This window comes from Salinibacterium sp. TMP30 (assembly GCF_038397785.1).
In the GTDB taxonomy this organism is placed as follows: Bacteria; Actinomycetota; Actinomycetes; order Actinomycetales; family Microbacteriaceae; genus Rhodoglobus.
This window is the reverse complement of sequence record NZ_CP151642.1, coordinates 2,071,376-2,095,780: the sequence shown is the minus strand read 5'-3', so window position 1 is coordinate 2,095,780 and position 24,405 is coordinate 2,071,376. Positions and strand designations below refer to the sequence as shown.

The 24,405-nt window shown below is 59.7% G+C and carries 25 protein-coding genes and 1 pseudogene; 12 read left to right on the top strand and 14 right to left on the bottom strand.

The window, feature by feature from the left end; translation table 11 throughout:
• Positions 1–86 precede the first annotated feature (86 nt).
• The gene (locus tag AADH44_RS10160; RefSeq protein ID WP_341952689.1) at positions 87–1,373 is read left to right on the top strand and encodes a Xaa-Pro peptidase family protein; all 1,287 of its coding nucleotides are present in this window, start codon (positions 87–89) and stop codon (positions 1,371–1,373) included.
• Between the two features lie 160 nt (positions 1,374–1,533).
• Here the strand turns inward: AADH44_RS10160 and AADH44_RS10155 are convergent, their stop codons facing one another.
• From AADH44_RS10155 to AADH44_RS10135, 5 genes are all read right to left on the bottom strand, one after another.
• Complete coding sequence (locus tag AADH44_RS10155; protein ID WP_341952688.1) at positions 1,534–1,656, bottom strand: NAD(P)-binding domain-containing protein; 123 nt, start codon at positions 1,654–1,656, stop codon at positions 1,534–1,536.
• A 26-nt stretch (positions 1,657–1,682) separates the two neighbouring features.
• On the bottom strand, positions 1,683–2,726 hold the full coding sequence (locus tag AADH44_RS10150; RefSeq protein WP_341952687.1) for a 2-dehydropantoate 2-reductase: 1,044 nt from the start codon (positions 2,724–2,726) through the stop codon (positions 1,683–1,685).
• Between the two features lie 73 nt (positions 2,727–2,799).
• The gene (locus tag AADH44_RS10145; protein ID WP_341952686.1) at positions 2,800–4,176 is read right to left on the bottom strand and encodes an NADP-dependent succinic semialdehyde dehydrogenase; all 1,377 of its coding nucleotides are present in this window, start codon (positions 4,174–4,176) and stop codon (positions 2,800–2,802) included.
• A gap of 44 nt (positions 4,177–4,220) precedes the next feature.
• Complete coding sequence (locus AADH44_RS10140; protein WP_341952685.1) at positions 4,221–4,883, bottom strand: GntR family transcriptional regulator; 663 nt, start codon at positions 4,881–4,883, stop codon at positions 4,221–4,223.
• Positions 4,884–4,888: 5 nt separating this feature from the next.
• The gene (locus AADH44_RS10135) at positions 4,889–5,419 is read right to left on the bottom strand and encodes a VOC family protein (protein ID WP_341952684.1); all 531 of its coding nucleotides are present in this window, start codon (positions 5,417–5,419) and stop codon (positions 4,889–4,891) included.
• Between the two features lie 117 nt (positions 5,420–5,536).
• Between AADH44_RS10135 and AADH44_RS10130 the strand changes: the two genes are divergently transcribed.
• Complete coding sequence (locus AADH44_RS10130) at positions 5,537–7,723, top strand: thiamine pyrophosphate-dependent enzyme (protein ID WP_341952683.1); 2,187 nt, start codon at positions 5,537–5,539, stop codon at positions 7,721–7,723.
• Positions 7,723–9,033: a dihydrolipoamide acetyltransferase family protein gene (locus AADH44_RS10125; RefSeq protein ID WP_341952682.1), complete on the top strand. Its 1,311-nt coding sequence runs from the start codon at positions 7,723–7,725 to the stop codon at positions 9,031–9,033. Before AADH44_RS10130 ends, AADH44_RS10125 begins: the two co-directional genes overlap by 1 nt.
• 46 nt (positions 9,034–9,079) lie before the next feature.
• Here the strand turns inward: AADH44_RS10125 and msrB are convergent, their stop codons facing one another.
• A complete protein-coding gene (gene msrB, locus AADH44_RS10120; protein ID WP_341952681.1) occupies positions 9,080–9,478 on the bottom strand; it encodes a peptide-methionine (R)-S-oxide reductase MsrB in 399 nt (132 codons plus the stop codon).
• 54 nt (positions 9,479–9,532) lie between these two features.
• Here msrB and AADH44_RS10115 point away from each other — a divergent pair, with 54 nt between their 5' ends.
• Positions 9,533–9,991: a GNAT family N-acetyltransferase gene (locus tag AADH44_RS10115; RefSeq protein WP_341952680.1), complete on the top strand. Its 459-nt coding sequence runs from the start codon at positions 9,533–9,535 to the stop codon at positions 9,989–9,991.
• Complete coding sequence (locus AADH44_RS10110; RefSeq protein WP_341952679.1) at positions 9,991–10,797, top strand: HtaA domain-containing protein; 807 nt, start codon at positions 9,991–9,993, stop codon at positions 10,795–10,797. Before AADH44_RS10115 ends, AADH44_RS10110 begins: the two co-directional genes overlap by 1 nt.
• Here the strand turns inward: AADH44_RS10110 and AADH44_RS10105 are convergent.
• A complete protein-coding gene (locus AADH44_RS10105) occupies positions 10,773–11,879 on the bottom strand; it encodes an ABC transporter substrate-binding protein (protein WP_341952678.1) in 1,107 nt (368 codons plus the stop codon). The two genes, AADH44_RS10110 and AADH44_RS10105, sit on opposite strands and share 25 nt — an antisense overlap.
• Positions 11,880–12,013: 134 nt before the next feature.
• Here AADH44_RS10105 and AADH44_RS10100 point away from each other — a divergent pair, with 134 nt between their 5' ends.
• From AADH44_RS10100 to groL, 3 genes are all read left to right on the top strand, one after another.
• Positions 12,014–12,313: a DUF3263 domain-containing protein gene (locus tag AADH44_RS10100; RefSeq protein WP_341952677.1), complete on the top strand. Its 300-nt coding sequence runs from the start codon at positions 12,014–12,016 to the stop codon at positions 12,311–12,313.
• Positions 12,314–12,316: 3 nt separating this feature from the next.
• Positions 12,317–12,913 (top strand): LytR C-terminal domain-containing protein, encoded by a 597-nt coding sequence (locus tag AADH44_RS10095; RefSeq protein ID WP_341952676.1) that lies wholly within the window; start codon positions 12,317–12,319, stop codon positions 12,911–12,913.
• 151 nt (positions 12,914–13,064) lie between these two features.
• Positions 13,065–14,693 carry a chaperonin GroEL gene (gene groL, locus AADH44_RS10090; RefSeq protein WP_341952675.1) on the top strand — a complete coding sequence of 543 codons (1,629 nt, stop codon included), beginning with the start codon at positions 13,065–13,067 and terminating at the stop codon, positions 14,691–14,693.
• Between the two features lie 137 nt (positions 14,694–14,830).
• Here the strand turns inward: groL and AADH44_RS10085 are convergent, their stop codons facing one another.
• The 3 genes from AADH44_RS10085 to AADH44_RS10075 all read right to left on the bottom strand — a co-directional run bounded on the left by AADH44_RS10085 (position 14,831) and on the right by AADH44_RS10075 (position 17,656).
• Entirely contained in the window at positions 14,831–15,121 is a 291-nt protein-coding gene (locus tag AADH44_RS10085) for a WXG100 family type VII secretion target (RefSeq protein WP_341952674.1), read from the bottom strand.
• 38 nt (positions 15,122–15,159) lie between these two features.
• Positions 15,160–16,872 carry a HAMP domain-containing sensor histidine kinase gene (locus AADH44_RS10080; protein WP_341952673.1) on the bottom strand — a complete coding sequence of 571 codons (1,713 nt, stop codon included), beginning with the start codon at positions 16,870–16,872 and terminating at the stop codon, positions 15,160–15,162.
• A 91-nt stretch (positions 16,873–16,963) separates the two neighbouring features.
• Entirely contained in the window at positions 16,964–17,656 is a 693-nt protein-coding gene (locus AADH44_RS10075; protein WP_341952672.1) for a response regulator transcription factor, read from the bottom strand.
• Between the two features lie 355 nt (positions 17,657–18,011).
• On the opposite strand from AADH44_RS10075, the gene AADH44_RS10070 reads away from it, so the two are divergent.
• Positions 18,012–18,308 (top strand): exonuclease domain-containing protein, encoded by a 297-nt coding sequence (locus AADH44_RS10070; protein WP_341952671.1) that lies wholly within the window; start codon positions 18,012–18,014, stop codon positions 18,306–18,308.
• On the opposite strand, the pseudogene AADH44_RS10065 reads toward AADH44_RS10070, so the two are convergent.
• The 3 genes and pseudogenes from AADH44_RS10065 to gndA form a co-directional block, all read right to left on the bottom strand.
• Positions 18,270–19,233 (bottom strand): annotated as a pseudogene (locus AADH44_RS10065) (IS481 family transposase). The gene AADH44_RS10070 and the pseudogene AADH44_RS10065 sit on opposite strands and share 39 nt — an antisense overlap.
• 94 nt (positions 19,234–19,327) lie before the next feature.
• Positions 19,328–19,699 carry a hypothetical protein gene (locus AADH44_RS10060; protein ID WP_341952670.1) on the bottom strand — a complete coding sequence of 124 codons (372 nt, stop codon included), beginning with the start codon at positions 19,697–19,699 and terminating at the stop codon, positions 19,328–19,330.
• A gap of 117 nt (positions 19,700–19,816) precedes the next feature.
• Entirely contained in the window at positions 19,817–21,274 is a 1,458-nt protein-coding gene (gndA, locus tag AADH44_RS10055) for an NADP-dependent phosphogluconate dehydrogenase (RefSeq protein ID WP_341952669.1), read from the bottom strand.
• A 159-nt stretch (positions 21,275–21,433) separates the two neighbouring features.
• Here gndA and AADH44_RS10050 point away from each other — a divergent pair, with 159 nt between their 5' ends.
• Positions 21,434–21,751, top strand: a complete 318-nt coding sequence (locus tag AADH44_RS10050; protein WP_341952668.1) for a putative quinol monooxygenase — start codon at positions 21,434–21,436, stop codon at positions 21,749–21,751.
• Between the two features lie 60 nt (positions 21,752–21,811).
• Here the strand turns inward: AADH44_RS10050 and AADH44_RS10045 are convergent, their stop codons facing one another.
• Positions 21,812–22,261, bottom strand: a complete 450-nt coding sequence (locus AADH44_RS10045; RefSeq protein ID WP_341952667.1) for a pyridoxamine 5'-phosphate oxidase family protein — start codon at positions 22,259–22,261, stop codon at positions 21,812–21,814.
• A 187-nt stretch (positions 22,262–22,448) separates the two neighbouring features.
• Here AADH44_RS10045 and AADH44_RS10040 point away from each other — a divergent pair, with 187 nt between their 5' ends.
• Together AADH44_RS10040 and AADH44_RS10035 are read left to right on the top strand one after the other, a co-directional pair.
• Entirely contained in the window at positions 22,449–22,970 is a 522-nt protein-coding gene (locus AADH44_RS10040) for a gluconokinase (protein ID WP_341952666.1), read from the top strand.
• A 23-nt stretch (positions 22,971–22,993) separates the two neighbouring features.
• Entirely contained in the window at positions 22,994–24,403 is a 1,410-nt protein-coding gene (locus tag AADH44_RS10035) for a GntP family permease (RefSeq protein WP_341952665.1), read from the top strand.
• Positions 24,404–24,405 lie beyond the last annotated feature (2 nt).

Genomic DNA, 24,405 nt, shown 5'->3' with positions numbered 1-24,405 from the left:
GCGATGAGAACCGATTCGAAGGAGCAGTCGTTTTGTCGTTCAATCAGAACAGCCCGATTCCGAAACCTTTTTCAGGAGACACAGTCATGACCAAGAACATCGAACCCCAGCCGCTTACGCCAGCGTTGGACTTCGATAATCGGATGATTCCAGCGCACGGCCACATGGGGGTGGACTTCGAGCAACGCGTCGACTTCGACCGGCTTCGCAATTATCGCCTTGCGCGCAGCATGCAGTCGCTGGAAGCGAGCGAGTGTGGCGCGTTCCTCTTCTTTGACCAGTACAACATCCGTTACACAACCCAGACGTGGATTGGTGGCGCGCTCGGTGACAAAATGTCGAGGTACGCGCTGCTGACCCGAGACGGCAAGCCGCATGTGTGGGATTTCGGATCCGCGGCGAAGCACCATGCTCTCTTCTCGCCTTGGCTGGCTGAAGGCCATAGCCACGCGGGCATGCTCGGGCTCCGCGGCGCAGTGCACCCAGACGTCGGCCTTATGAAGGAAGCTGTCAAGACTATCAAGGGGTTGCTGTCCGACGCAGGGGTGGCCAACATGCCTATTGGCGTCGACCTCGTCGAGCCCGCTTTCCTCTTTGAGATGCAAGCACAGGGCTTAACAGTTGTCGATATCCAACAGTCGATGCTTGATGCCCGCGCCATAAAGAACGTCGACGAGATCATGCTGCTCAGCCAAGCAGCAGCAATGGTCGATGGGGTTTACGATGACATCGCAAACGCGCTGCGACCCGGAATACGCGAGAACGAGATTGTCGCTCTCGCATCCAAAAAACTCTATGAGATGGGTTCTGAGCAAGTTGAGGCAATCAATGCCGTCTCCGGGGAGCGCTGCAATCCGCACCCCCACAACTTCACTGACCGAATTATTCGACCCGGTGATCAAGCCTTCTTTGACATCATTCATTCGTTCAACGGATATCGCACCTGTTACTACCGCACCTTCTCCGTCGGCAGTTCCACGCCAGCTCAGCACGATGCATACTCGCGCGCTCGTGAGTGGATGGATGCCTCGATCGAGACGGTGCGAGCAGGGGTGGGCACAGACGAGATCGCCAAGTTGTGGCCAAAAGCCACCGACATCGGGATCGCGAATGAAATGGAAGGCTTTGGGCTGCAGTTTGGTCACGGCTTGGGGCTTGGCCTCCATGAACGCCCGATCATTTCCCGACTCAATTCACTGACCAATCCGGTCGAGATTGAGGCGGGTATGGTGTTCGCGCTGGAGACCTATTGCCCTGCCTCTGACGGAATTTCAGCGGCTCGCATTGAAGAGGAAGTGGTGATCACGCGCACTGGAGCGCAGGTGTTGACGAAGTTCCCGGCACAAGAGCTCTTTGTCGCTAACAAGTATTAAGTGAACGACCGACGTTACTTTTGTGGCGGCATGGCTTTTCCATACCGTTTTTAGTGTGCGCGAGATTCGCGAAACCAGCGATGGTTGCGGGCGTGTCAATAGTCTTTGCAGACCACTCAGTATCATTCCCCGGAGCGACGAGCCAGCTTGGCGATCTCGATCAGGCCGTTGACGCACGTGCAGCTCCGGCCGCCACGAGAACGTCAGCCGCCTCCGGTGAGCTGTTCCACACGGTCATGTCCCGACCGGTGGCGGTGAGCCGCCCAACCATCGCGCTGCCCATGTTACCGAGTCTTTGGTCTGTTCGAATTAGGGCTGGGCGTTCGCGCCAGCCTCGATGAGGAGGGCGGCGTTGGCCGGATCGGGTGCGAGGTCCCCCCGCTCGATGCGTTCGGCGATCTTCAGGATCGCTTCGTTCACGGGGGCACGGGTTCCGAGCTTGTGCTGTTGGCCAACGACATAGCCGCTGAAGGCATCGAGTTCGGCGCGCCGGCTCTTGTCCCAGTCCTGAAGCACAGCCACGCGGGTGTCGGGCAATGAGTAGTGCTCTAGTACGGCGTCGAGCAGGTCGATACCGTACTGATCTGAGTCGGGCACGTCTTCGGCGGTTTTCCCAAAGATCGGTACCATCGTGATGCCGAGCGCTTTTGCCGTGCGGTAGGCCTCCCGGGACGCTTCATTCATCACGGCTCGCACGCCCGCGATGCGGGTTGCTTCGAGGAGCGGAACGTTGAGAATCGCCGAGGGGAGCATTTCGGGGATGTTGGCGATGAGTTTCATCCACTTTGATGAGCGGATGTCGTCAGAGATAGAGATACTGCCGGCGTGTCCAAGTGCTTCGGCGGCAGCCTCGAGCGCGGGGGGTCGACTACCGTCCATGGATCCTACGGTCAGCCATGTTTGTTCCCGTGCGACCTGGCGCACGACCACTCCGGGAGTGAACAGGTTGGCGGCCATGCCGAGTACCGCGCCGACAGACCGATCATGCCCAACGATGTCTGCAATGTCATCGATAGTCATTCCGTTCTGAAGTCCGACGACCAATGAAGTCTTGTGAAGGAGGGGCTTGATCAACTCTGTGACCCAGCGAGTGTCGTAGGTCTTCACTGAGGTGAAGACAAGATCAAAGGGCGTGCGAATCTCGGTAACCTGACAGAAGTGGTAGGCGGTGACCGGGGTGACTTCGGTTGTTCCGTTGGGAAGATGCACACTCAGCCCGCTCGCTCGCATGGCCTCGACGTGGGCCGGCCACTGATCGATGAACGTCACATCGAGCCCGGCGCGGATCATGTCAGCACCAAGCGATGCGCCAATCGCGCCGGTGCCGAGCACCGCGATTCTCATTCCTGCCATGCGATTTTTCTCCTGTCTCTTTTTGTGGCCCGCCCGCCTCTGGCACGCGGGCCACGTTCACTCTGGACGGACGTTACGCCTTCCAGACCGTTTTTAGGTTGCAGAATTCGCGGATTCCGGCCGCAGCGAGTTCGCGCCCGTAGCCGGAGTCTTTGATGCCGCCGAAGGGCAACTCGGGGTAGGAGATGGTCATGCCGTTGATGAACACAGCACCGGCGTCGAGGTTGCGCGTGAACCACTCTTGTTCTTCGGCATCCTGGGTCCAGACGGCGCTCGACAGACCAAAGGTGGTCTGGTTGGCGATGGCAAGTGCGTCGGCGCGGTCCGCTGCCCGGTAGAGCGAAGCCACGGGTCCGAAGGTTTCCTCCATGACGATACGCATATCGTCAGTGAGGCCGGCCAGGACTGTGGGGGAGTAGTAGAAGCCGGGGCCATCTGGCGCGCTTCCTCCCGCGAGCACCTCAGCCCCCTTGGCGACTGCGTCATCGACGAGTTCTGCCAAGTCGTTGAGGCCAGACTCTGTCGCGATGGGACCGATCTCGGTTGCTGGGTCGAGCGGGTCTCCGACGACGAGCGCTGCCATCTTCTGACTGAACACGCGAGCAAACTCGTCGTACACATCCGTGTGTACGATGAAGCGCTTGCCCGCGATACATGATTGGCCATTGTTAGAGATGCGCGCCTTGACCGCCATCGTCGCCGCGGCATCCACATCGGCCGAGGGCATGACGAGGAACGGGTCAGAGCCTCCGAGCTCGAGTACCGCTTTCTTGATCTGCTCACCAGCCGTGGATGCGACGGACCGCCCGGCGGGTTCTGACCCGGTCAGGGTGACAGCCTTCACGCGGCGGTCTTCTAGGACCGCTTTGACTTCGGCTGATCCGATGAGCAGTGTCGTGAACGCTCCAGCGGGGAACCCGGCGCGTTCGAAGAGCGTGTCAAGGTACAGCGCAGACTGTGGCACGTTGGAGGCGTGTTTGAGAAGCCCGGTGTTTCCAGCCATGAGTGCGGGAGCAGCGAAACGAATGACCTGCCACAGCGGGTAGTTCCACGGCATCACTGCGAGGACAACGCCGAGGGGGTCGTACCTAGTCCAAGCGCTCGACGCGTTGACGGCGCTCGGGTCGGCGAGCTTCTCTTCGGCAAGGAAACCTTCGGACTCGTCGGCGTAGAACCGCATGTTCTTGGCACACTTGAGCACTTCAGCCTTTGACTGGGCAATGGGCTTGCCCATCTCGATCGTGAGCATCCGCGCGGTCTCGTCGACCTCAGCGTCGAGCAGGTCGGCGGCCGCTCGCATCCACTGCCCGCGCTGGGTGTAACTGGTCAATTTCAGCTCAACGAACGCGCTCTGGGCTGCGGAAATCCTGCGCTCGACCTCGTCGGTGGTGTGCGGCTCGAAGGTCTTCTCGATGACTCCCGTTGTGGGATTTGTCGTGGCGATGGCCATTGGGGTGCTCCTCAAATTCGATGGTGGGTAGAGAATCGCGAAGATTAGTCCGCGAAGATTTCGGGATGCCGCGAGAGCTCAAAACGTGTGCGCCGGATGTGGGCAGCGAGAATGCGCTCTGCTTCGTCGACGTCGCGACGTCGAAGCGCCGCAACCAGAAGGTGGTGTTCGTGGTGGACGCTGCGGTCACTCGGTCTGAACACCTGCATGAACGCACGTCGGTAATGCTGTGTGCGATTCCAGAGTTGGTGCACCGTGTTCGTGAGCAGTGTCGTTGTGGCAGCCTCATAAGATCCGAGGTGGAACTCGCGGTCAAGGGCGAGAAAATGCTCGACGTCGTCGCCGCGCTCCATCTGAGTCGCGAGGGCGTCGAGATGGTCGATCTGAGCAGCGCTGAGTAAAGGAACGTTGTAGCGAAGGAGAAGTGGTTCGATTCGCTCTCGAATCTGATACATTTCCTCGCAGTCGGCAAGGCTCAAGTGGGTTACCCAAGCCCCCGTATTCGCCACGAGCCTGACAAGCCCTTCGCCCTCGAGCATGCGTAGTGCCTCACGAACCGGCAACCGGCTTGCACCGTAACGGTCTGCGAGATGCTCCTGTCGAATTCGTGCACCTGGTGCGTACTGACCATCGAGGATAGCTGTACGCAGGTCGTCCGCTATGCGGATTCCCGCGCCGCCGTGGGTGGGGAGCTGAGTGGTCGTCATGGTTCTCATTCTGCCGGACGCGCCGGGTTCCACAGTCGGCGCGGGGAACTTCGCTCGTAAGCCTTGCCTCCGGGGAAGCTGACGAGTTCACATTGCATCCCCCACGGGCTGCGAAAGTACAGCCAGCGCTGCCCTTCTGCTGATCGTTGGCTTGCGACTGGTTCTCCCATGATCTCTACCCCGTGAATGCGGAGGTGTTCACGAGCCTCGTCGAGATCGTCAACATAGATGGCGATGTGGTGTCCACCGATATCGCTGTTTCGCGGTTCGTCGGCTTGACCGTCTGCGGAGTCATATTTAAACAGCTCAAGATTGCTTCCATTGCCAAGGCGGAGAAACCGGATCTCGCGAATGACAGTGCGCGGATGTACTCCGAGCGTTACCTGCATCCAGTCGTCGTCGGCCTGCTTTGTGCCAAGAGTATAGATGAGCTCTGCGCCGAGCACGTCAACAAAGAACCGCTCCGCCTCGTCTAGATCGGGCACGGTCACCCCGATGTGGTCGATGCCCCGCATTCCTGGTAGACCCACGCTCATGCTCGCTCCTTTGCACAGATTCTATTGGATACATTATGACTCATCAACACGATTAGTTCGAGGTTTTTCCGAAGAATTCCCTTGGATTGGATTCAATACTGCGGTATTGTAGTGAACATGCCAAAACAGCGACGTCTTGAAACTGGTCAACCTTGGGTAGAGCTCACCACCACCGCAGCTGATTGGAAGTCTGCGGACCCTGCCCTGCTGGCAACGATGCTCGGCGAGCTTCACCTCATTCGTGCGTTCGAAGAAACGGTGCTTGAGCTCGCAGGAGAATCCCTAGTTCACGGCCCCGCGCACTCCAGCATCGGTCAAGAGGGTGGCGCTGTAGGTTCCATCGTCGGGCTCCGCTCTAGTGACGCAGTCAACGGATCTCATCGGGGCCACCACCAGTTCCTCGCGAAGGCAATCACGCACGTCTCAGACGGCAACCTCGATCTCGGGTCGCTGGTGACGGAACCAATCCAGACCGTGCTCCAGCGCACGCTCGCCGAAATCCTCGGGCTCTCGCAGGGCTACTGCGCTGGGCGAGGCGGCTCGATGCACCTCCAGTGGTTCGAAGCAGGAGCGCTCGGCACCAACGCCATTGTCGGGGGAGGAGCCCCCATGGCGGCAGGCAACGCTTGGGCGCAGATGCACTCGGACACTACCGACCTCACCATCAACTACTTCGGAGACGGTGCCAGCCAGATCGGTTCCGTGCTTGAGACCATGAACCTTGCTGCCGCTTGGAAGCTGCCGGTGTGTTTCTTCATCGAGAACAACGTCTATGCAGTCGCTACGAATATTTCGGAAAGTGTCGCTGACACCCGGCTGTCTGTGCGCGGCCAAGGTTTCTCGATCCCGTCCTGGCGGGTAGACGGAATGGATCCACTTGCCGTCTATCTCGCAATGCAACAGGCCGCAGAGGTCATGCGCTCGGGTGGTGGCCCGGCCGTCGTTGAGGCCGAGGTTTACCGCTTCTTCCACCAGAACGGTTCGGTCCCGGGAAGTGCCTTCGGCTATCGCTCAAAGAAGGAAGAGGCAGAGTGGCGCGAGCGCGACCCGCTGCTGCTCATGGCGAGGAAGATGATCGCTCGCGGCCTGATAGATGAAGCCGGCGTTAGCTCGGTGCGCGAGCAAGCGCAGACGGCAATGACCGCGGCAGTTGCACCGCTGCTTGAGGCGGATCCGGAATCAGCAGGCAAACGCAGAATTCGTCCAGAGTTGTGGCCAGACGTCGACTTCGTCAATGTTGGCGTGCGAGGGGACACCAGCGAGCTTTCGGATGCCAGAACACTAGAACCACTCGGTGCAACCGGCGAAACCGAAACCGTAAAATTCGTCGAAGCCATCGCATCTGTGATGGCTCGTCGCATGGCCGAAGACGAGCGCATCGTCGTCATGGGCGAGGACGTGCATCGCCTCAAGGGCGGCACCAACGGCGCGACAAAAGGTCTTGCCGCGAAGTTCCCCGATCGCATTCTTGGCACGCCCATCAGCGAAAACGCTTTCACCGGACTCGCCGGTGGCCTCGCGCTGGACGGCCGATTTCGCCCCGTTGTCGAGTTCATGTACCCAGACTTCCTGTGGGTTGCGGCCGATCAAGTCTTCAACCAGATCGGCAAGGCTCGCCACATGTTCGGCGGAGTGAACCCGGTGCCGCTTGTACTGCGTACAAAGGTCGCCATGGGGTCTGGCTATGGCTCACAACACCTCATGGATCCAGCCGGCATTTTTGCGACCAGCCCAGGGTGGCGCATCGTTGCCCCCTCGTCCGCTGCGGACTACATCGGATTGATGAACACTGCGCTCGCACTTCAAGACCCGGTGTTGGTCATCGAGCACGTCGATCTTTACGGTCAGACCGAAGAAATTCCCGCCGGCGACCTCGACTACCAATTGCCGTTCGGAAAGGCGGGGATCAAACGGGAAGGTTCGGATGTGACCGTCATCAGCTACCTCTCTATGGTTCGCCACTCACTCGAGGCAGTCGAGCAGACCGGAATCGACGCCGAGGTTATCGACCTGCGCTGGCTGGATCGGGCGTCGATCGACTGGGAGACGCTAGGTAACAGCATCAAGAAGACGAACAGCGTGCTGATCGTCGAGCAGGGAGCTCAGGGCACCTCATATGGTGGGTGGCTCGCCGACGAGTTGCAGCGCCGGTTCTTTGACTGGCTTGATCAGCCCATTGATCGGGTAACTGGAGGCGAGGCAAGCCCCAGCATCTCCCGTGTGCTTGAACGCGCGGCAATCGCCGGCACTGAAGAAGTCGTCGCCGGCCTAGAACGGGTGCGCCGGGGAATGGGAGGAAACTGATGTCGACCGTCGTACGGATGCCTGAAGTGCTTGCCGGCACAACCGAAGCCGCAATTCAAACGTGGATGGTCGCCGTTGGCCAGAAGATCACCGTTGGCATGCCGCTAGCCGAGGTGGAAACTGAGAAGGCGAACGTCGAGTACGCCTCCGAGGTCGAAGGCACGGTACTGAAGCTTGTGGTGGCCGAGGGAGAAGACGTGCGCGTCGGCGATCCAATTCTGCTGGTCGGTGCTGAAGGCGAGAGCGCCGACAATGCTGAACTCAACGGCTCGGGAGGAGAAAGCTCTCCAGAGGCGAACCCTCCCCAGGCTGTTCCCGCAGAGGACAGCGCCGCATCCGAGTCCTCTGTTTCGCAAGCCTCTGCTTCCGAAACAAGCCAAATACCAGCCGCACCTGCAGACTCGAGCAGAAGGTTCACCAGCCCTCTCGTTCGCCGCCTCGCTAAAGAGCAAGGTCTCGATCTCAGTGACGTTACTGGATCGGGCCCGGGCGGCCGCATCGTTCGCCGCGACCTCGAGGGGCTCAGCGCTCCCGAGCAGGCAACGGCAGCGGTGCCAGAGTCTGCACCAGAGTCGTCGGCACCCGCAACTACCCAGGCAGCGACAGCGGCCCCGGTGGTATCCACTGGCGCCACGACCACCGACGTGCCCCACACCGGCATGCGCAAGGCGATCGCCCGTCGGCTCACCGAGAGCAAGTCGACGGTGCCACATTTCTATTTGGTAGCCGACTGCCGAGTGGACCGATTAGTGGCGCTGCGAAAGGAAGTCAACGAGTCCGCGTCGGTCAAAGTCTCGATCAACGATTTCGTGCTCAAGGCGTCTGCAATGGCGTTCGTCGATGTGCCGGACGCCAACGCAACCTGGGGGGAGAGCGCCATAACGCGCTACTCAAGCGTCGACATGTCGGTTGCCGTAGCAATTGACGGCGGACTACTAACTCCGGTTCTGCGGTCAGTGGAACGCCAAACTCTCACAGAAATCGCTCGCGGAGTTGCCGATCTGGCCGAACGCTCCAAAGCAGGCCGGATTAAGCAGCATGAGCTTGAGGGCGGCAGCTTCGCCGTCAGCAATCTCGGTATGTACGGCGTGACAGAGTTCTCCGCAATTATCAACCCTCCGCAGTCGGCCATCCTCGCCGTCGGACTCGCGCGCCAACAGCCCGTAGTCGTCGACGGAGCGATCGAAGTCGGAACAATCATGACCGTGACGCTCTCCGCAGACCATCGAGTGCTTGATGGCGCGCTGGCAGCTCAATGGCTTGCCGCATTCGTTCGTCACATCGAGAATCCCCTAAGGATGCTCGTCTAGTCACCAGCACGGCCACCCCGTGGAGGGGTGGCCTGCCGCGGTCGAATTAGTTGTCTTCCTCAAACTCCAGCGACGTCGAGTTCAAGCAAAAACGGTCGCCCGTCGGAGTCTGGTAGGCGTCATCAAAGAGGTGACCCAGATGTGAGCCACACGTTGCGCAGAGAACTTCAGTGCGAACCATGCCCAGTGAGCTATCTTTGCGAAGCTCCACAGCATCCGGGTTGATCGCTTCATAAAAGCTCGGCCACCCCGAACCGGAATCAAACTTCGTTCCACTCTTAAAGAGTTCAGCACTACACGCGCCACAGCGGTAGGTTCCCTGACGCTTTTCGTCGAGAAGGGCACCAGACCACGGGCGATCGGTGCCAGCCTCGCGCAGTACCGAATACTTGAGCCCAAGCTCTTCACGCCACTGCTCTTCTGTCTTATTCACCTTGTAAGCCATAGTGGTCTCCTTAGATCGTCAGCTTCCACTGCCCAGTACATTAAACTCGTGGTTGTGCCTAATGATTCCGTGATCGCCAAGTCTTGGGGCGAATTAACAACAACCGAGCTCTACTCGATCATGAAACTGCGCACCGACGTATTTTTTGTTGAGCAAAAAGTCGACGAAGAAGAACTCGACAACCGCGATCAAGAAGACGCCACGGGCCACTATTGGATCTCCGACGGTGACGAAGTCGTCGCCTACATCCGTGTTCTCTACAACGAAACCGCCGAATACTCGGATGGCCACCGCGTCATCGGCCGTGTTGTCGTGCGCGAAGACCGTCGCGGCGAAGGCCTCGCACAGATCATCATGAAGCGCATCGTCGAAGACTTTGGAGCCGAAAGCATGATGCTGCACGCGCAGGAATACATTGTGCCCCTCTACCTGAAATTCGGATTCGAATCATTCGGTGACCTCTACGAAGAAGCCACCATCATGCACCAGTCCATGTACCGCGCGGGGCGCTAATGCGCGGACTTAGCGTGTGCGTGCTCGGCCCCGCCGCGCTCATCCTCACCGCCATTGTTATTGCGCTCACGCCGATAGTAGGTAATGCCGCGGAACGGGGTGCCGCCGGCGCTCGTACCTCAGCAGCCGACGTCACCATCGCCGCTGGCGAGAGCATCTGTCAAGTTTCGGATGCTGCAGTCACTTGGGGCGTTAAAGAGACACTGCGGTCATACATCAGCGGCACCATCGCGAATGGCGCCTGGTCGGTGAGCGACGGCGCCACCTACGAGACCCCCAACTTTGGTTGGAGTGCAGGCTCGGGCGAGCTCGACGTCGGTAACGGCACTCTCGCGTTCGCCGGAAGCCTCCGATTCATGGGCCACGACGGAATTCTCGACACCACACTCAGCGGTCTAGAACTGCGCTTTGACGGCAGCACCACCGCGCATCTCATCTTTGACGTATCGGGAACCACCCAAGACGGAACCCCGGTAGACGAAAGCGGCGTCAAATTTGCCGACATCGACACCTCCGAACTCACCGTCACCAACGACACAGCAACACTGGATGCAGCACCCGTGACCCTCACCGAAGCCGGGTCCGCCGCATTCGGCACCTACCCGGCAGGCGAAAAGCTTGACCCCATCACCGTGTCGTTCAGCGCCACCAGTGACTGCATGCCCGCACCCCGCGCACCCACCACGGCGCTCGAACGGAACGCGATAGCGTTAGTCGCAGTCAGCGCTTTAGCTCTCGGAGCCGGCGTAGTGTTCTATGTAACTCGCCGACGGGGCGCGGTCTACGACCCAGAACCCGGCGCATAGATAGCCCGAGCGAGAGCATCAAGCACCGTCACCGTTCTCGGCCCGAAGCTCAGAATTTCCCCGTCATCCATTTCAACAAAACGCTGATTCTTGCCGGCCTCAGTGAGAGCAACCGCGGGACGAGCTTCAAGCAGTCCGCCCACGCCGCCAACACTCGCAAGACCATTCGTCATCACCAAAATAAGGTCAGGGTTCGCCGCAACCATTGCCTCATCTGTCATCGGCCGCATGCCCTCCAGGCCAATCTCGGCCGCAACATCCACACCACCAAGCGCACCAATTAACACATCAGAACCCGACTCCTGGCCAAACAAGTAATAGACCCCCGAGGTGCCGCGCAGGTAGAGGAACATCATGCGCAAGCGATCCCCGCGCGGAACAATGCCCGCGATCTCGCTGATCTTCGCCTCAATCTCAGTGCTCAACTGCGTCGCAAGCACCGCACCCGCAGCGGGAGCACCCAACGCCGCTGCAGCCTGACGTGCCAACTCGGCAACCCCATCAACAGACGGGGACGTCTCAACGAACACCACAGGGATGCCCGCATCACGCAACTGCAACACCACATCAATGGGGCCAATCGAGCCATCGGTCAGAACGAGATCTGGCCGCAACGCCAAAATTGCCTCACTGTTAACAGTGTGCGCATTCGACGTAATCACCGGTAGCGACGCAGCCTCATCGAACGTCGTCGAAATGTCACGCGCAACAAGAGAATCGAGCAAGCCCAACCCCGCAATCGTCGCCGCAATCGACCCCGAAATGTCCATCGCGATCACGCGCTCAGTTGACTCGACCGTCACAGACCTATCGCCACTGAGGTCATGCGAAATCACCGTCGTCGGCAACACCTGGTCAGGCGTCACAGCCGGCGCAGAAATCCCCGATGTCGGCAATGCAGCGCGCACTAGACCGCTGTAATCCTTCGCATCAGTCAGAGTCGCTAACTGAGCCAGAGGAGCGCCGAGATCAGCCGTCACGGTCACCGCCGGATTCTCGGCAATAGTCGCCGCTGTGCACCCGCTAGTCGCAAACAGCGCGCCAGACAGCACCACAGCAGTGGCAAAAAATCGTACGCGCATGAAGGCCAATCGGAGACATCGGGTAGTAAGGCAATCCTAACCTTGACGACCGCAAATTGGTCTCCTAAGCCGCGTCGTTAGGCAATCACCTAGCAAGAACACCCTAGGATTGCCAGCATATTGGAGGTCTTGTCGTGTCTGAAACCGAATCCACATCACACACCCCGAGCAACCTGCCCGAACGCTCGATCCACATCCTCGACTTCGAACGCGAATGGACCCGACACGTCGGAGCCAAAGAAGAAGCCATCAGCACCCAGTTTCACGTATCAAGTGCGCGCTACTATCAAATGCTCAACGCCGTAATCGACACACAAGACGCCGTGAAATACGACCCCATGCTGGTCTCACGACTACTCCGCAACAGAGACACACGCACGAACACCCGCGCAGTACGCACAACCAACCACCACAACGAAGAAGCGACAAACTAAGCAATGGCGAGTTACCCGAAAGACCGATTCGACGAAACACCCGAAGACGTCGAACGCATAGGCGCACACCGCGGACCCAAACGACGCGGACGCGGCTGGATCGGCTTTGCCTGGGCACTACTCGCCACCGGCATACTGGTCTTCGGAGGACTCTTCGCCCTCAGCCAATACCTCGACGACGACCTCGGAATCCCCTTCTTCGCCACCCCCACAGAACCCGCGGCAACCCCCGAACCCGTCGAAACCGTAGAACCCATCACCGACCCCACCACCATCGACCCCGCCCGCACACTCACCATCGACATACTCAACGGAAGCGCCGAAAGCGGACTACAAACAACCGTGCTCGACGAACTCACCACCGCCGGATGGCCCATGGGAAGCGCCGCACCAGCCTCAGCCCGCGACATCGAAACCACCTACGTCTACTACAGCAACCCCGAAGACGAAGACGTAGCCTCCGGCCTCGTCACCGCCCTCGGAGTCGGAACAATCCGATTCGTCGAACCCGACGTATTCCCCGCCGCACAACTCACCATCGTGCTCGGCTCCGACTACCTCACCCCCGCCGCAGCACCAAGCGAAGAACCCACCGAATAGCTGACGTCACCTCCACGAGCTCGCCCCTGTCGAGTGCGCTGCGCCGTCTTGCACTCGCCCCTATCGAGTGCTAATTTTGACCTTGGCACTCGCGTAGGTCGAGTGCCAACTTATTCGCTTGTACGACGTCCGGGAGGGACGAGAAACACACATGGCAAAGATCATTGCTTTCAACGAAGAGGCCCGTCGCGGCCTCGAGCGCGGCCTGAACATTCTCGCTGACGCCGTAAAGGTCACGCTTGGCCCACGAGGCCGCAACGTAGTTCTTGAGAAGAAGTGGGGCGCTCCCACCATCACGAACGACGGTGTATCCATCGCCAAGGAGATCGAGCTCGATGACCCGTTCGAAAAGATCGGTGCTGAGCTCGTAAAAGAGGTAGCAAAGAAGACGGATGACGTAGCCGGCGACGGCACGACCACCTCTGTTGTTCTTGCACAGGCTCTCGTTCGCGAAGGCCTCCGCAACGTAGCTGCTGGTGCAGACCCCATCAGCCTCAAGCGCGGTATCGAAAAGGCCACCAACTCGGTAATCGAAGCACTCGTTGCGAGCGCCAAAGAAATCGAGACCAAGGAAGAGATTGCGGCTACCGCATCCATTTCTGCTGGTGACCCTGAGATCGGTGCACTTATCGCTGAGGCGATCGACAAGGTCGGCAAGGAAGGTGTTGTCACCGTTGAGGAGTCGAACACATTCGGCACCGAGCTTGAGCTCACCGAAGGTATGCGCTTCGACAAGGGATTCCTGTCGGCATACTTCGTCACCGACCAGGAGCGTCAGGAAGCAGTCTTCGAAGACCCTTACGTACTGATCGTCAACGGCAAGATCTCAAACATCAAGGATCTTCTCCCCATCGTCGACAAGGTAATTCAGAGCGGCAAGCAGCTGCTCATCATTGCTGAAGACGTTGACGGCGAAGCGCTTGCAACTCTCGTCGTGAACAAGATCCGTGGCATCTTCAAGTCGGTTGCTGTCAAGGCTCCCGGTTTTGGTGACCGTCGTAAGGCTCAGCTCGCTGACATCGCGATCCTCACTGGTGGACAGGTCATCTCAGAAGAGGTCGGCCTCAAGCTGGAGAACGCAACACTTGAACTCCTCGGTCGCGCCCGCAAGGTCGTTATCACCAAGGACGAGACCACGATCATCGAAGGTGCTGGTGAAGAAGAGGCAATCGCAGGTCGCGTAAAGCAGATCCGTGCCGAGATCGACAACACTGACAGCGACTACGACCGTGAGAAGCTCCAAGAGCGTCTCGCGAAGCTCGCCGGCGGTGTGGCAGTAATCAAGGCTGGTGCGGCAACAGAGGTTGAACTCAAGGAGCGCAAGCACCGCATTGAGGACGCTGTTCGCAACGCAAAGGCTGCTGTTGAAGAGGGAATCGTCGCCGGTGGTGGCGTGGCCCTGATTCAGGCTGGCAAGATCGCCTTCGACAGCCAGGCAATGGCTGACTTGGTCGGCGACGAAGCAACCGGAGCGAACATCGTTCGTGTTGCTATCGATGCACCGCTCAAGCAGATTGCACTCAACGCCGGCATGGAGCCTGGTGTTGTTGCTGACAAGGTTCGTCACCTTCCCATTGGTCACGGCCTCAACGCAGCAACCGGCGAATATGTCGACATGCTCGCTGCTGGCATCAACGACCCGGTTAAGGTAACCCGTTCGGCTCTGCTCAACGCATCGTCGATCGCTGGGCTCTTCCTCACGACCGAAGCTGTTGTTGCTGACAAGCCTGAGAAGAACGCGGCCCCGATGGGTGACCCGTCAGGCGGCATGGACTTCTAAGTCCCACCGCTGCACAGAGCTTTACCGCTGCACAGAGCTTTACCGCAGTACAGAGCTTCACCGCAGTACACAGAATGGGCGTCTCCTTCGGGAGGCGCCCATTCTGGTGTTAACGACTGCAAGCCGCCAGAGACCTTTTAGCGTGCAAAGAGGCGAGCGTTGGCTGCCTCGATCTCCGCATACTGTTGACCGGCCTGCGTGAGGGCGTGATTGATGGCTGCGAGGTTCTCTTCTACCCGCTGCTGGGTTGCCTTCCAATCGGTGACGACGGTGGAGAAGGCTGTCGCGGCCTGACCCGTCCATGACCCTTGAAGGTTAGTGAGTTGGCCGTGTAAGCCGGCAACTTCTGCTTGGATGCGGCCGATGGAGTTTTGCACTGCTCCGGTCGCGCTGAGGACGGCATCGCTATCTACTTGGTATCGAGTCATGTCTCGACGGTAAGCGGCGGCCGCAGGCATCCTGAAGGCTAGTCCTCTTCGGTGCCCTCTGGGGTGTCTGGCGGGCTGGGGAGGAGGGGAAGCTCCACTCGGAACGTTGCGCCGCCGCCAGGGGTTTCCAGCGCCTGCACGGTGCCCTTGTGGGCGTGCACTATCGCAGCAACGATCGCGAGTCCGAGGCCACTGCCGCCGGTATCGCGGTTGCGGGAGCTATCTGCGCGCCAGAACCGTTCGAATACTTTGTCGCGAATCTGCGCTGGGATGCCCTCGCCATGGTCAATCACAGACAGCACAGCCATTTGGCGTTCGCGATCAACGCCGACACCAATTTCCACCGGAGTATCAGGCGAGGCGAAGCGTAAGGCGTTTGTTACAAGGTTGGTGAGCACTTGGCGGATTTTGTTCTCTTCTGCCATCACCACGGCATGCAGATCTTTTGGTGGTGGGGCAGCTACCTGCGTGATCCGTGCCGCAGCCTTGGCAGCCGCGACGGATTTCTTGCGCGAGGCAAGGCGCGAAAGACGGGCGCCGGCAGCGGCGATGGAGCCGGTTGCGAGAGCGGCGACACCGCGCGCCGGAGTGCCCGGTTGAGGCTGCGAAAGTTCGGGCAACTCAATGTCTAGGGTGCCGGTGCCGGGTTCGGGCGTGACCTGGGGGTGTGCGCTGATTGTGGGGTGGGTGTTGATGACGTTAACAGTGCGTCCGGCGGAGGCGAGGGCATCCATAGCGGCATCGTTTGCCAGCGGCAGCAGGTCGACCTCGGTGAGTTGTAGTGGCTTGGTCTCATCGATGCGGGCTAGTTCAAGAAGGTCTTCGACGAGTCCACCCATGCGGATGGCTTCTTTTTCGATTCGCTCCATCGCCTGCAAGACGTCATCCGGTTGGGTGATGGCGCCCATGCGGTAGAGCTCGGCGTAACCGCGCACCGTAACCAAGGGGGTGCGCAGTTCATGGCTGGCGTCACCGACAAAACGACGCATCTGGTCGATGGTGCGTGCCCGGTCGGCGAAGGCGCGATCGATTCGGCCAAGCATCGAGTTGAGGGAGCGGTTGAGGCGTCCGACTTCGGTATTGGGCGTTGCTCCTGAGAGTCGCTGGTCGAAGTCACCGTCAGCGAAGCGCGCAGCGGTGGCTTCGACTTCACGTAGTGGCGCAAAGGTGGAGGTCACCAGAAGGCGGGTGAGGGCGCCACCGACGATCACGACCGTCAGGCCAAAGAAGAGAAAGATTGCGGCATAGCGGGCGACGATCCCATTGGAATCAACCAAATCCCGTGCAATCACGATTGTCACAAAATCGGGCCCGATGGTGCTGATCGCGGGGTAAGCAATAACGCGCCATTGGCCTCCGACGGCGGTGCTCGGGAGCGTGAATGCGCCGGTCTGAGCGTTGGCTACCGCAATCGTTATGCCTTCAAGGATGGGGCGTGCGGCATCCTCTTCGCGGCTATTGCACCGCATGCTTCCATCGTGGTTGAGAACCGCAAAATAGAGGTCGTTGGGCAGGCGAGAAACGCTGCACTGGGGGTCACGTGTTGTTCCGGTGTATTGGATTCGGCCATCGAGCCCATCGGCGGCGGCGGTGATCTTTTCATCCGTTTGTTGCAGCAGATAGTCGCGCAAGACTGCGGCGGTGCCGACACCGGCAACGAGGAGTCCCATGGTGAGCAGAAGCACCGTGACGCCGGTGACTTTTGTGCGAAGCGAGATGCGGCTCCACGCGTCGGGGATGTTCTCCTGCATGATAGTGAACGGTACCTTGCGTGGCTGGGAATCGGGAACCAGATATGGCCAGCTGACGACTCACATGAGTCGGGCTGGCCACAAGGTTTAGCTAGACCTTGGCTGCTTTCAACATGTAACCAAAGCCACGCTTCGTCTGGATGAGCGGCTCTTCGGTATGGATGTCGAGCTTGCGGCGAAGGTAAGAAATGTAGCTCTCCACAATGCCGGCGTCGCCGTTGAAGTCGTATTCCCACACGTGGTCGAGAATCTGAGCCTTCGAGAGCACGCGATTGGGGTTAAGCATGAGGTAACGCAGAAGTTTGAACTCGGTGGGGCTGAGCTCGATCTGCTCGCTCCCGATCGAGACCTCATGGGTGTCTTGATCCATGGTGAGGTCGCCGGCACGGATGATCGTTTCTTCGTCATCGGCCATTGTGCGGCGGAGGATTGCCTTGATGCGCGCAACGATCTCGTCGAGACTGAACGGCTTCGTGACGTAGTCGTCCCCACCAACGGTGAGGCCCATGATCTTGTCTTCGGTGTCGTCCTTAGCGGTGAGGAAAAGAATGGGGGAGGTGTACCCAGATGCACGCAGCCGTTTTGTCACCCCGAACCCGTTCATGTCGGGCAACATTACGTCGAGGATGATGAGGTCGGGTTCTTCTTCAAGAACTGCCGAGATCGTCTGTGCCCCGCTCCCTACCGCACGCACTGCGAATCCTGCGAAGCGCAGGCTCGTGGTGAGGAGGTCGCGAATGTTGGGTTCGTCGTCAACAATCAGAATTTTGGGTCCGTCAGCCATCTTCTCATTATCTGCGTGTTTCCTGAATGGCACCTGATAGGTGTCGGCGTGTTGGGTGCACAATAGATGCGTGAGCGAATTTGCCGACGACAGCGCGGATGGCGGTGCCCACGTCAGACATGGCGACTCGGCGTGCTGGCTGCCGCAAGTCTGCGCTGAGTGTGGTGCCCTCGTCGAAGTCGAACTGCCTGCCCCTTGTTGGCGCTGCGGTGCGACGGTCGGGGAAGGTGATGCGAGTGCCGCAGTGTCACCACTCGACTACTGACGCAGGCAGAGGCGCAACCGTGCCTTTGCGCGCGCCACCGGCGAGTCGGCGACTTTCTCTACAGTGTCACGAGACTGATAGGGGGCGCACATGGCCGGACCTGGGTTCGCGGTAATCGACTTTGAGACGACGGGGCTGTTCGCTGGTGGGCACGACCGCGTCATTGAAATTGCGGTGGTCCATGTCGACGCCGAAGGAACTGTCGAAGGACGATGGGAGACACTCGTCAATCCGCAGCGTGACCTCGGTCCGCAGCGCATCCATCAGATCCGTGCTTCTGATGTTGTGGACGCCCCAACCTTCACCCAGATCGCCGCACACCTCATAGAGCTACTCGCCGGCCGCGTCCTAGTTGTAGTTCCCACTGAGGTTGTGGACGCGGTCTGATGGTGTTTGGCCGCCGATGCCGGTGTGGGGTCTGTGAAAATTGTAGTGGTGGAGCCAGATCGGATATTCAGCGGCTCTAGCTTCGTCGCTGAGGTAGGTAGCGGCGTAGGCCCATTCCGTGGCGAGTGTTCGGTTGAATCGTTCAACTTTTCCGTTGGTTTGCGGCCGGTAGGGACGCGTGCGAACGTGTGTGATCTCGCCGAGAGCAGCCGCGAAGTGTTGTGACCGGTAACAGGCGCCATTGTCGGTCATCACGGCGGTGACAGTGATGCCCGCCGCGGCGAAAAACTTGTTGGCGCGGATCCAAACCTGCTGCGGTTTCCTTCTTCTCGTCGGTAAGGATCTCAGAGTAGGCAAGCCTGGAGTGGTCGTCGACGGCATGGTGCAGGAACGAATAACCGCGGCCGCCGTGGTGTCCCTTGTTGGGACGGCCGACCGCGCGGCCGAGCATCCGGTGACCGCCACCGTCTGGGATGCGGCCCTGTTTCTTAATATCGACATGTACCAGCTCTCCCGCGATGGCCTTCTCGTAGCGGACCGGCCTCGGCCGCCGAACAGGAAGCCCGGTCGCTTGGTCCAGCCACGCCAACCTCGGCATCCGATATCGGGCCAACACCCGTTCCACCGTCGATCGATTCAGATGCAGGTGATAGCCGATCCGGTGTGGTCCCCAGCGACGAGTGAACCGGAGGGCAATGATGCGTCGCTCGATGCGAATCGGGGTGCGAGCGGGTGAGTATCTCGGCCGTGAGGATCGGTCCGTCATCGGCTGGCCAGCCCGGAAACGGGCAGCCCACTTTGCTGCCGTCGCTGGCGAGCACTGGAATCGTTCCGCGGCGCGTCGGGACGACCAACCGTCCTCGACGATCAGCCGCGCAAGACGAAGGCGTCCTTGCGGGGCAAAGGGAGCATTACTGTGAGTCACGAGGACCTCCGGTTAGAGATATGAGTGTGGTAACCCACATCCTGCCGGAGGTCCTCGCTAACTCAAACGATCACAACGTCCCTGGGAACTACACCTAGGTCTTGTCTGCCGGGCCTGTTGGAATCACGGCGGGCCCGGGAATGAGCCCCATCGAGCGCAGCAGAGTTTCGGTGCCGTTGAACGCGATTGCGTAGCATTTCCAGCCAGGTTCTCCCTGCCCGAATAGCTCAAAGCGGATGTCGAACGACACCGCTTGAGGCGCCAGATACTCGGTGTAGACACCACACGTTCGCGTCGCGGTGTTGTTGGCGGTGCCGACAGCAGACACGATACCGGGCACTACGAGGCCCACAAGCCCGAGTACCACAACGACCCGTATGACGTTCATGTAGGCGCGTGAGCGCAACGGGCGATCACCGTGTGGCACATAGCCAGCCAGTTCCGGCTCGTCGTCATATTCGCTCATCGTTCACCCATTCTGTCACCGCGCGCTGCACGCTGTGTTCTGCGTGCAGTCCCAGCGCTGTGAGGGCGCTGGTGGCCACGAGGGAGGTGGCGCGCAGGCGGCCCGCCGCCAGCAGGTTTAGTGCGAGTCGTTCGCTTCGATTTCGGTGCGATCGCCCGACCATAGCGTGTGGAAAGTGCCATCCATGTCAGTGCGCTTGTACGTGTGAGCGCCGAAGAAGTCACGCTGACCCTGAACGAGGGCAGCAGGCAGGCGCGGTGCGCGCAGGCTGTCGTAGTATGCGAGCGATGACGAGAACGCGGGGGTCGGGATGCCGGCAGCGGCTGCCCCAGCAACAACACGTCGCCAAGAATCCTGCGTGCCACCAATCGCGTCAGTGAAGTATGGTGCTGCGACGAGTGCCACGAGGCCGGGGTTTTCGGCATACGCCTCGGTGATGCGGTTCAGGAAGCGTGCACGAATGATGCACCCTCCGCGCCAGATCTTGGCAATTTCGCCCTTTTTGATGTCCCAGTTGTACTCTTCAGCCCCGGCAACGATGGCGTCGAAGCCTTGGCTATACGCGATGATCTTTGATGCGTAGAGGGCCTGGCGAACGTCTTCAATGAACGCAACCTTGTCAGCAACGGCCGGAATTGTGCTGGGGCCTGGCAGTGCGCTGGATGCCGCACGCTGGGCGGGCTTCGAGGAGACGGCGCGCGCGAACACGGCTTCGGCAATTCCTGAGACGGGAACCCCCAGATCGAGCGAAGTTTGCACGGTCCACACGCCGGTGCCCTTGGATCCGGCCTGATCCAGGATGACATCCACGAGCGGCTTGCCGGTCTTCGCGTCAATCTGGCGCAGAACTTCTGCCGTGATCTCGATGAGGTAGCTTTCGAGTTCGCCCTTGTTCCATTCGGCGAAGATGTCGGCAATCTCGGCGGGGGTAGCGCCGGTGCCCTGACGGATGAGGTCGTAGGCTTCAGCGATCAGTTGCATGTCGGCGTATTCGATGCCGTTATGAATCATTTTGACGAAGTGGCCTGCACCGTCGGTGCCGACGTGGGTAACGCACGGCTCGCCTTCGGCAACGGCGGCGATCGATTTGAGGATCGGGCCCAGAGTTTGCCACGCTTCGGCAGAACCACCGGGCATGATCGAGGGGCCGAGAAGTGCGCCTTCTTCGCCGCCAGAGATGCCGGCACCGACGAAGTTGATACCCGTTTCGCGTACCGCTTTCTCGCGACGGATGGTGTCAGTGAAGAGCGCGTTGCCCCCATCGACGATGATATCGCCGGGCTCGAAGGCTTCGGTGAGGGCGTCGATCACGGCGTCAGTTCCTTTGCCGGCCTGAACCATAATGATTGCCGTGCGCGGCGTCGAGAGCGATGCGGCGAACTCTTCATAAGTGGATGCTGGAACGAATCCTGCCTCGGGGTGCTCAGTGAGCAGCGTCTCTGTCTTCGAGTGGGAGCGGTTGTAGATCGCAACGGTGTTGCCTTCGCGGCTTGCAAGGTTGCGGGCGAGGTTAGAGCCCATAACTGCGAGCCCTACTACGCCAATGTTTGCGGTTGCTTGCTCAGCAGCGGTCATGTGGTGCACTCCTTGGCTCAGGGACAAAGTGGTGGGTCGTGGCCCAATCATCAAGCCTAGGGCACCGCGTGGGCAGGGTTTGCGGCATCCCTTCAGCTGGCATTGTGCACGTCGATTGGGAAGCGTGATTGTTGAGAAACTAGGGAGTAGCGTGAAGATATGAGCCAGCCTGTGATCGTTACTGCCGTATTCCACTTTCGCCCCGAGAGTCGCGACGTTGTGCTTGCTGCACTCCGCCCGGCCATTGCCGGCGTGCACGATGAACGCGGCTGTGAGCTGTATGCGATTCACGAAGCTGCCGATGGTTCTCTCGTAATGATCGAGAAGTGGGGGTCGGTGGAGTTGTTGGATGCCCACGGCTCAAGCCCTGCTGTTGCAGCCCTCGTTGCCGAAATTGGGGAGCACCTTACGGCTCCGGTAGACGTCACTCGGCTGACCGCGATTCCGATGGGCACCCCGGCGAAGGGGACGCTTTAGGGGGCCAGGTAAGCACCCGTTCGAGTTCAGCGTCGTTTGGCGCTCACTACCGTTTGGCGCTCAGTACCGTTCAGGTTCAGGTCCCAGCGTGAAGCGGCGGCCCGAGATCTCGGTGGGAGTGACCTCAACCCACACGTATTTGAGGGTGGGGATGAGCGGCTGCAGCGGCAACTGGTCGGCCTCGAAGATCTCTTCCTGAGACTCGATCACTCGCGCGGTTCCCTTGACCACGATGCTCCACGCCGTTTCTTCCCCCACCGAGTCAGTCTCTAGCGCGACTTTGTCGTTGATCGTGAGCTTCAGCAGTTTGGTTCCTTGCGCAGTGCGCAGCAGTAGCCGATTACCGACCGCGATGAAGTTGACCGGTGTGATTTCTGGCTCTCCCCGAAAGCTGACTGCAATCCTGCCCAGACTGGCAGTGCGCAGTAGCTCCCAGCAGGTTTCCAGTTCTAATACCTCGACTGGGTCATTCAGGTTCTCGCTCATGGCGTCATCCTTCCGTGTCGTCATCCTCCCACGGTGCTCGGTGTTCTACCAGTGTTTGAGCGAATAGGCAGGCGCTGGGATGCTGGTAGGCGCAGCATCAAATCCCCGAGTTACGGAGATATCTTTTGCCTGACTTTGTAATAAGTCTGCTTTAAGGCACACTGGTCAGATTGATATCAGACGTAACGTCGCGTCGACTGTAAGGAAAAGTGTGGCTTCGAAATTTCCGCCCCTGATCGTCATGGGCGTCTCCGGTTCTGGAAAGTCGACGGTCGGCGCTGCCCTCGGGAAGACGCTCGGCATGAAGTTCATCGATGGTGACGACCTGCACCCGAGTGCCAACAAGGCAAAGATGGCCGCGGGGCACGCTCTAACTGATGAAGACCGCGCACCCTGGCTAGAAATCATCGCCGACAGAATCGGCGCCGAACTCGCCGAAGGCAATCCGATAATCGTGGCCTGCTCGTCGCTAAAGCGCTCATACCGGCAGCTCCTCACCTCCCACGCCCCATCCACTGTCTTCGTGCATTTGCAGGGTGATCAAGAGGTCATCGCTGAACGCCAATCGCACCGCAACCATGAATACATGCCCAATAGCCTTCTCGACTCGCAGTTCAGCACGCTTGAACCGCTATCGAGCGATGAGCGCGGCATCCGTGTCGACCTCACCCAGACTCCGGACGACATTATCCGGTCGATTAACAAAGACCTCACCGACAACTTTGTCGACTGAGCTGCACAACAGAAATTAGGACAATGATGACCGACCTCCAATTGCTCTGGGAGTTGCCCACGTGGGGCCTTCTCCTTCTTGCCGCGGGAGCTATCGCGCTGCTGCTGCTGCTGATTATCGTGGGGCGCGTACACGCGTTCCTCTCGCTGATCATCGTGAGCCTCGTGACCGCGGTAGCAGCAGGTATCCCCACGAACCAGATAATCCCGACACTCTCGTCGGGGTTCGGGGGTACCCTCGCCAGCGTTGCCCTCTTGGTCGGTCTGGGCGCAATGCTGGGTCGGATGCTCGAAATGAGTGGTGGAGCTCAAGTGCTCGCCGACTCACTCATCCGACGCTTCGGAGAAAAGCGGGCGCCGCTGGCCTTGGCCGTAGCCTCGCTCATGATGGGTTTCCCCATCTTCTTCGACGCTGGACTCGTTGTCATGCTGCCGATCATCTTCACCGTTGCCCGTCGCCTCGGTGGTTCGCTGCTGCTGTACGCTTTCCCCGCCGCCGTTGCATTCTCGGTCATGCACATCTTCGTTCCGCCGCACCCAGGCCCCGTCGCCGCAACCGGACTGCTCGGTGCTGACGTTGGCCTAGTACTGATCTTCGGACTCATCGTCGCCATCCCCACCTGGTACGTCGTCGGCTACAAGTTCGGCACCTGGACCGGTAAGCGTTTCGACATTGCCATCCCCGACATCCTGTTCGGAAATGCGGATGACGAGAAGGCAGCAGAGTTCAAGTCAGACCCCAAGCTCGGAACCATCCTCTTCTTGCTTCTTCTTCCGCTCGTCCTAATCTTCATGAATACCGGACTCAACGCACTAGCAACAGCCGGAGCAGTCGACCTCGAGAACCCCATCGTTCAGGTTCTTCGTCTACTGGGAGAAACTCCGATCGCTTTGCTCATCACTGTCGTCTTCGGAATGTGGCTGCTCGGGTGGAAGCGCAACAAGAAGCGCTCACTCGTCGAGACCATCGTCGATAGTGCTCTCGGCCCAGTTAGCTCAATCATCCTGATCACCGGTGCCGGTGGAATGTTCGGTGGCGTATTGCGCGCCAGCGGAATCGGTCAGAGCATTGCTGCTTCGCTTGACTCAATCGGCATGCCGCTAATCGTTGCCGGATTCGTGATCGCCGCCATTATTCGCGTCGCACAGGGTTCAGCAACGGTCGCCCTCACCACCGCGGCAGCGCTCGTTCAGCCTGTCGTTCTGGCTGACTCAAGCCTCAACCCGGTAGAGCTCGCGGCTATCGTGCTCGCACTTGCCGCCGGATCGGTTTTTGCTGGTCACGTGAACGACTCTGGTTTCTGGTTGGTCAGCCGCTTCTTCGGTATGGACACCCAGACCACGCTCCGCACCTGGACTGTCGGTCAAGCACTGATCGGTGTTATGGGCTTCGCGATCGCGTTCGTCATTTTCATCGCCGCCGGAATGTTCTAGGA

Excerpts from the sequence above, each read along its gene's own strand:
- AADH44_RS10160 (WP_341952689.1), top strand. The coding sequence starts at position 87 with ATGACCAAGAACATCGAACCCCAGCCGCTTACGCCAGCGTTGGACTTC.
- AADH44_RS10155 (WP_341952688.1), bottom strand. The coding sequence starts at position 1,656 with ATGGGCAGCGCGATGGTTGGGCGGCTCACCGCCACCGGTCGGGACATG.
- AADH44_RS10150 (WP_341952687.1), bottom strand. The coding sequence starts at position 2,726 with ATGGCAGGAATGAGAATCGCGGTGCTCGGCACCGGCGCGATTGGCGCA.
- AADH44_RS10145 (WP_341952686.1), bottom strand. The coding sequence starts at position 4,176 with ATGGCCATCGCCACGACAAATCCCACAACGGGAGTCATCGAGAAGACC.
- AADH44_RS10140 (WP_341952685.1), bottom strand. The coding sequence starts at position 4,883 with ATGACGACCACTCAGCTCCCCACCCACGGCGGCGCGGGAATCCGCATA.
- AADH44_RS10135 (WP_341952684.1), bottom strand. The coding sequence starts at position 5,419 with ATGAGCGTGGGTCTACCAGGAATGCGGGGCATCGACCACATCGGGGTG.
- AADH44_RS10130 (WP_341952683.1), top strand. The coding sequence starts at position 5,537 with ATGCCAAAACAGCGACGTCTTGAAACTGGTCAACCTTGGGTAGAGCTC.
- AADH44_RS10125 (WP_341952682.1), top strand. The coding sequence starts at position 7,723 with ATGTCGACCGTCGTACGGATGCCTGAAGTGCTTGCCGGCACAACCGAA.
- msrB (WP_341952681.1), bottom strand. The coding sequence starts at position 9,478 with ATGGCTTACAAGGTGAATAAGACAGAAGAGCAGTGGCGTGAAGAGCTT.
- AADH44_RS10110 (WP_341952679.1), top strand. The coding sequence starts at position 9,991 with ATGCGCGGACTTAGCGTGTGCGTGCTCGGCCCCGCCGCGCTCATCCTC.
- AADH44_RS10105 (WP_341952678.1), bottom strand. The coding sequence starts at position 11,879 with ATGCGCGTACGATTTTTTGCCACTGCTGTGGTGCTGTCTGGCGCGCTG.
- AADH44_RS10095 (WP_341952676.1), top strand. The coding sequence starts at position 12,317 with ATGGCGAGTTACCCGAAAGACCGATTCGACGAAACACCCGAAGACGTC.
- groL (WP_341952675.1), top strand. The coding sequence starts at position 13,065 with ATGGCAAAGATCATTGCTTTCAACGAAGAGGCCCGTCGCGGCCTCGAG.
- AADH44_RS10085 (WP_341952674.1), bottom strand. The coding sequence starts at position 15,121 with ATGACTCGATACCAAGTAGATAGCGATGCCGTCCTCAGCGCGACCGGA.
- AADH44_RS10080 (WP_341952673.1), bottom strand. The coding sequence starts at position 16,872 with ATGCAGGAGAACATCCCCGACGCGTGGAGCCGCATCTCGCTTCGCACA.
- AADH44_RS10075 (WP_341952672.1), bottom strand. The coding sequence starts at position 17,656 with ATGGCTGACGGACCCAAAATTCTGATTGTTGACGACGAACCCAACATT.
- AADH44_RS10070 (WP_341952671.1), top strand. The coding sequence starts at position 18,012 with ATGGCCGGACCTGGGTTCGCGGTAATCGACTTTGAGACGACGGGGCTG.
- AADH44_RS10060 (WP_341952670.1), bottom strand. The coding sequence starts at position 19,699 with ATGAGCGAATATGACGACGAGCCGGAACTGGCTGGCTATGTGCCACAC.
- gndA (WP_341952669.1), bottom strand. The coding sequence starts at position 21,274 with ATGACCGCTGCTGAGCAAGCAACCGCAAACATTGGCGTAGTAGGGCTC.
- AADH44_RS10050 (WP_341952668.1), top strand. The coding sequence starts at position 21,434 with ATGAGCCAGCCTGTGATCGTTACTGCCGTATTCCACTTTCGCCCCGAG.
- AADH44_RS10045 (WP_341952667.1), bottom strand. The coding sequence starts at position 22,261 with ATGACGACACGGAAGGATGACGCCATGAGCGAGAACCTGAATGACCCA.
- AADH44_RS10035 (WP_341952665.1), top strand. The coding sequence starts at position 22,994 with ATGATGACCGACCTCCAATTGCTCTGGGAGTTGCCCACGTGGGGCCTT.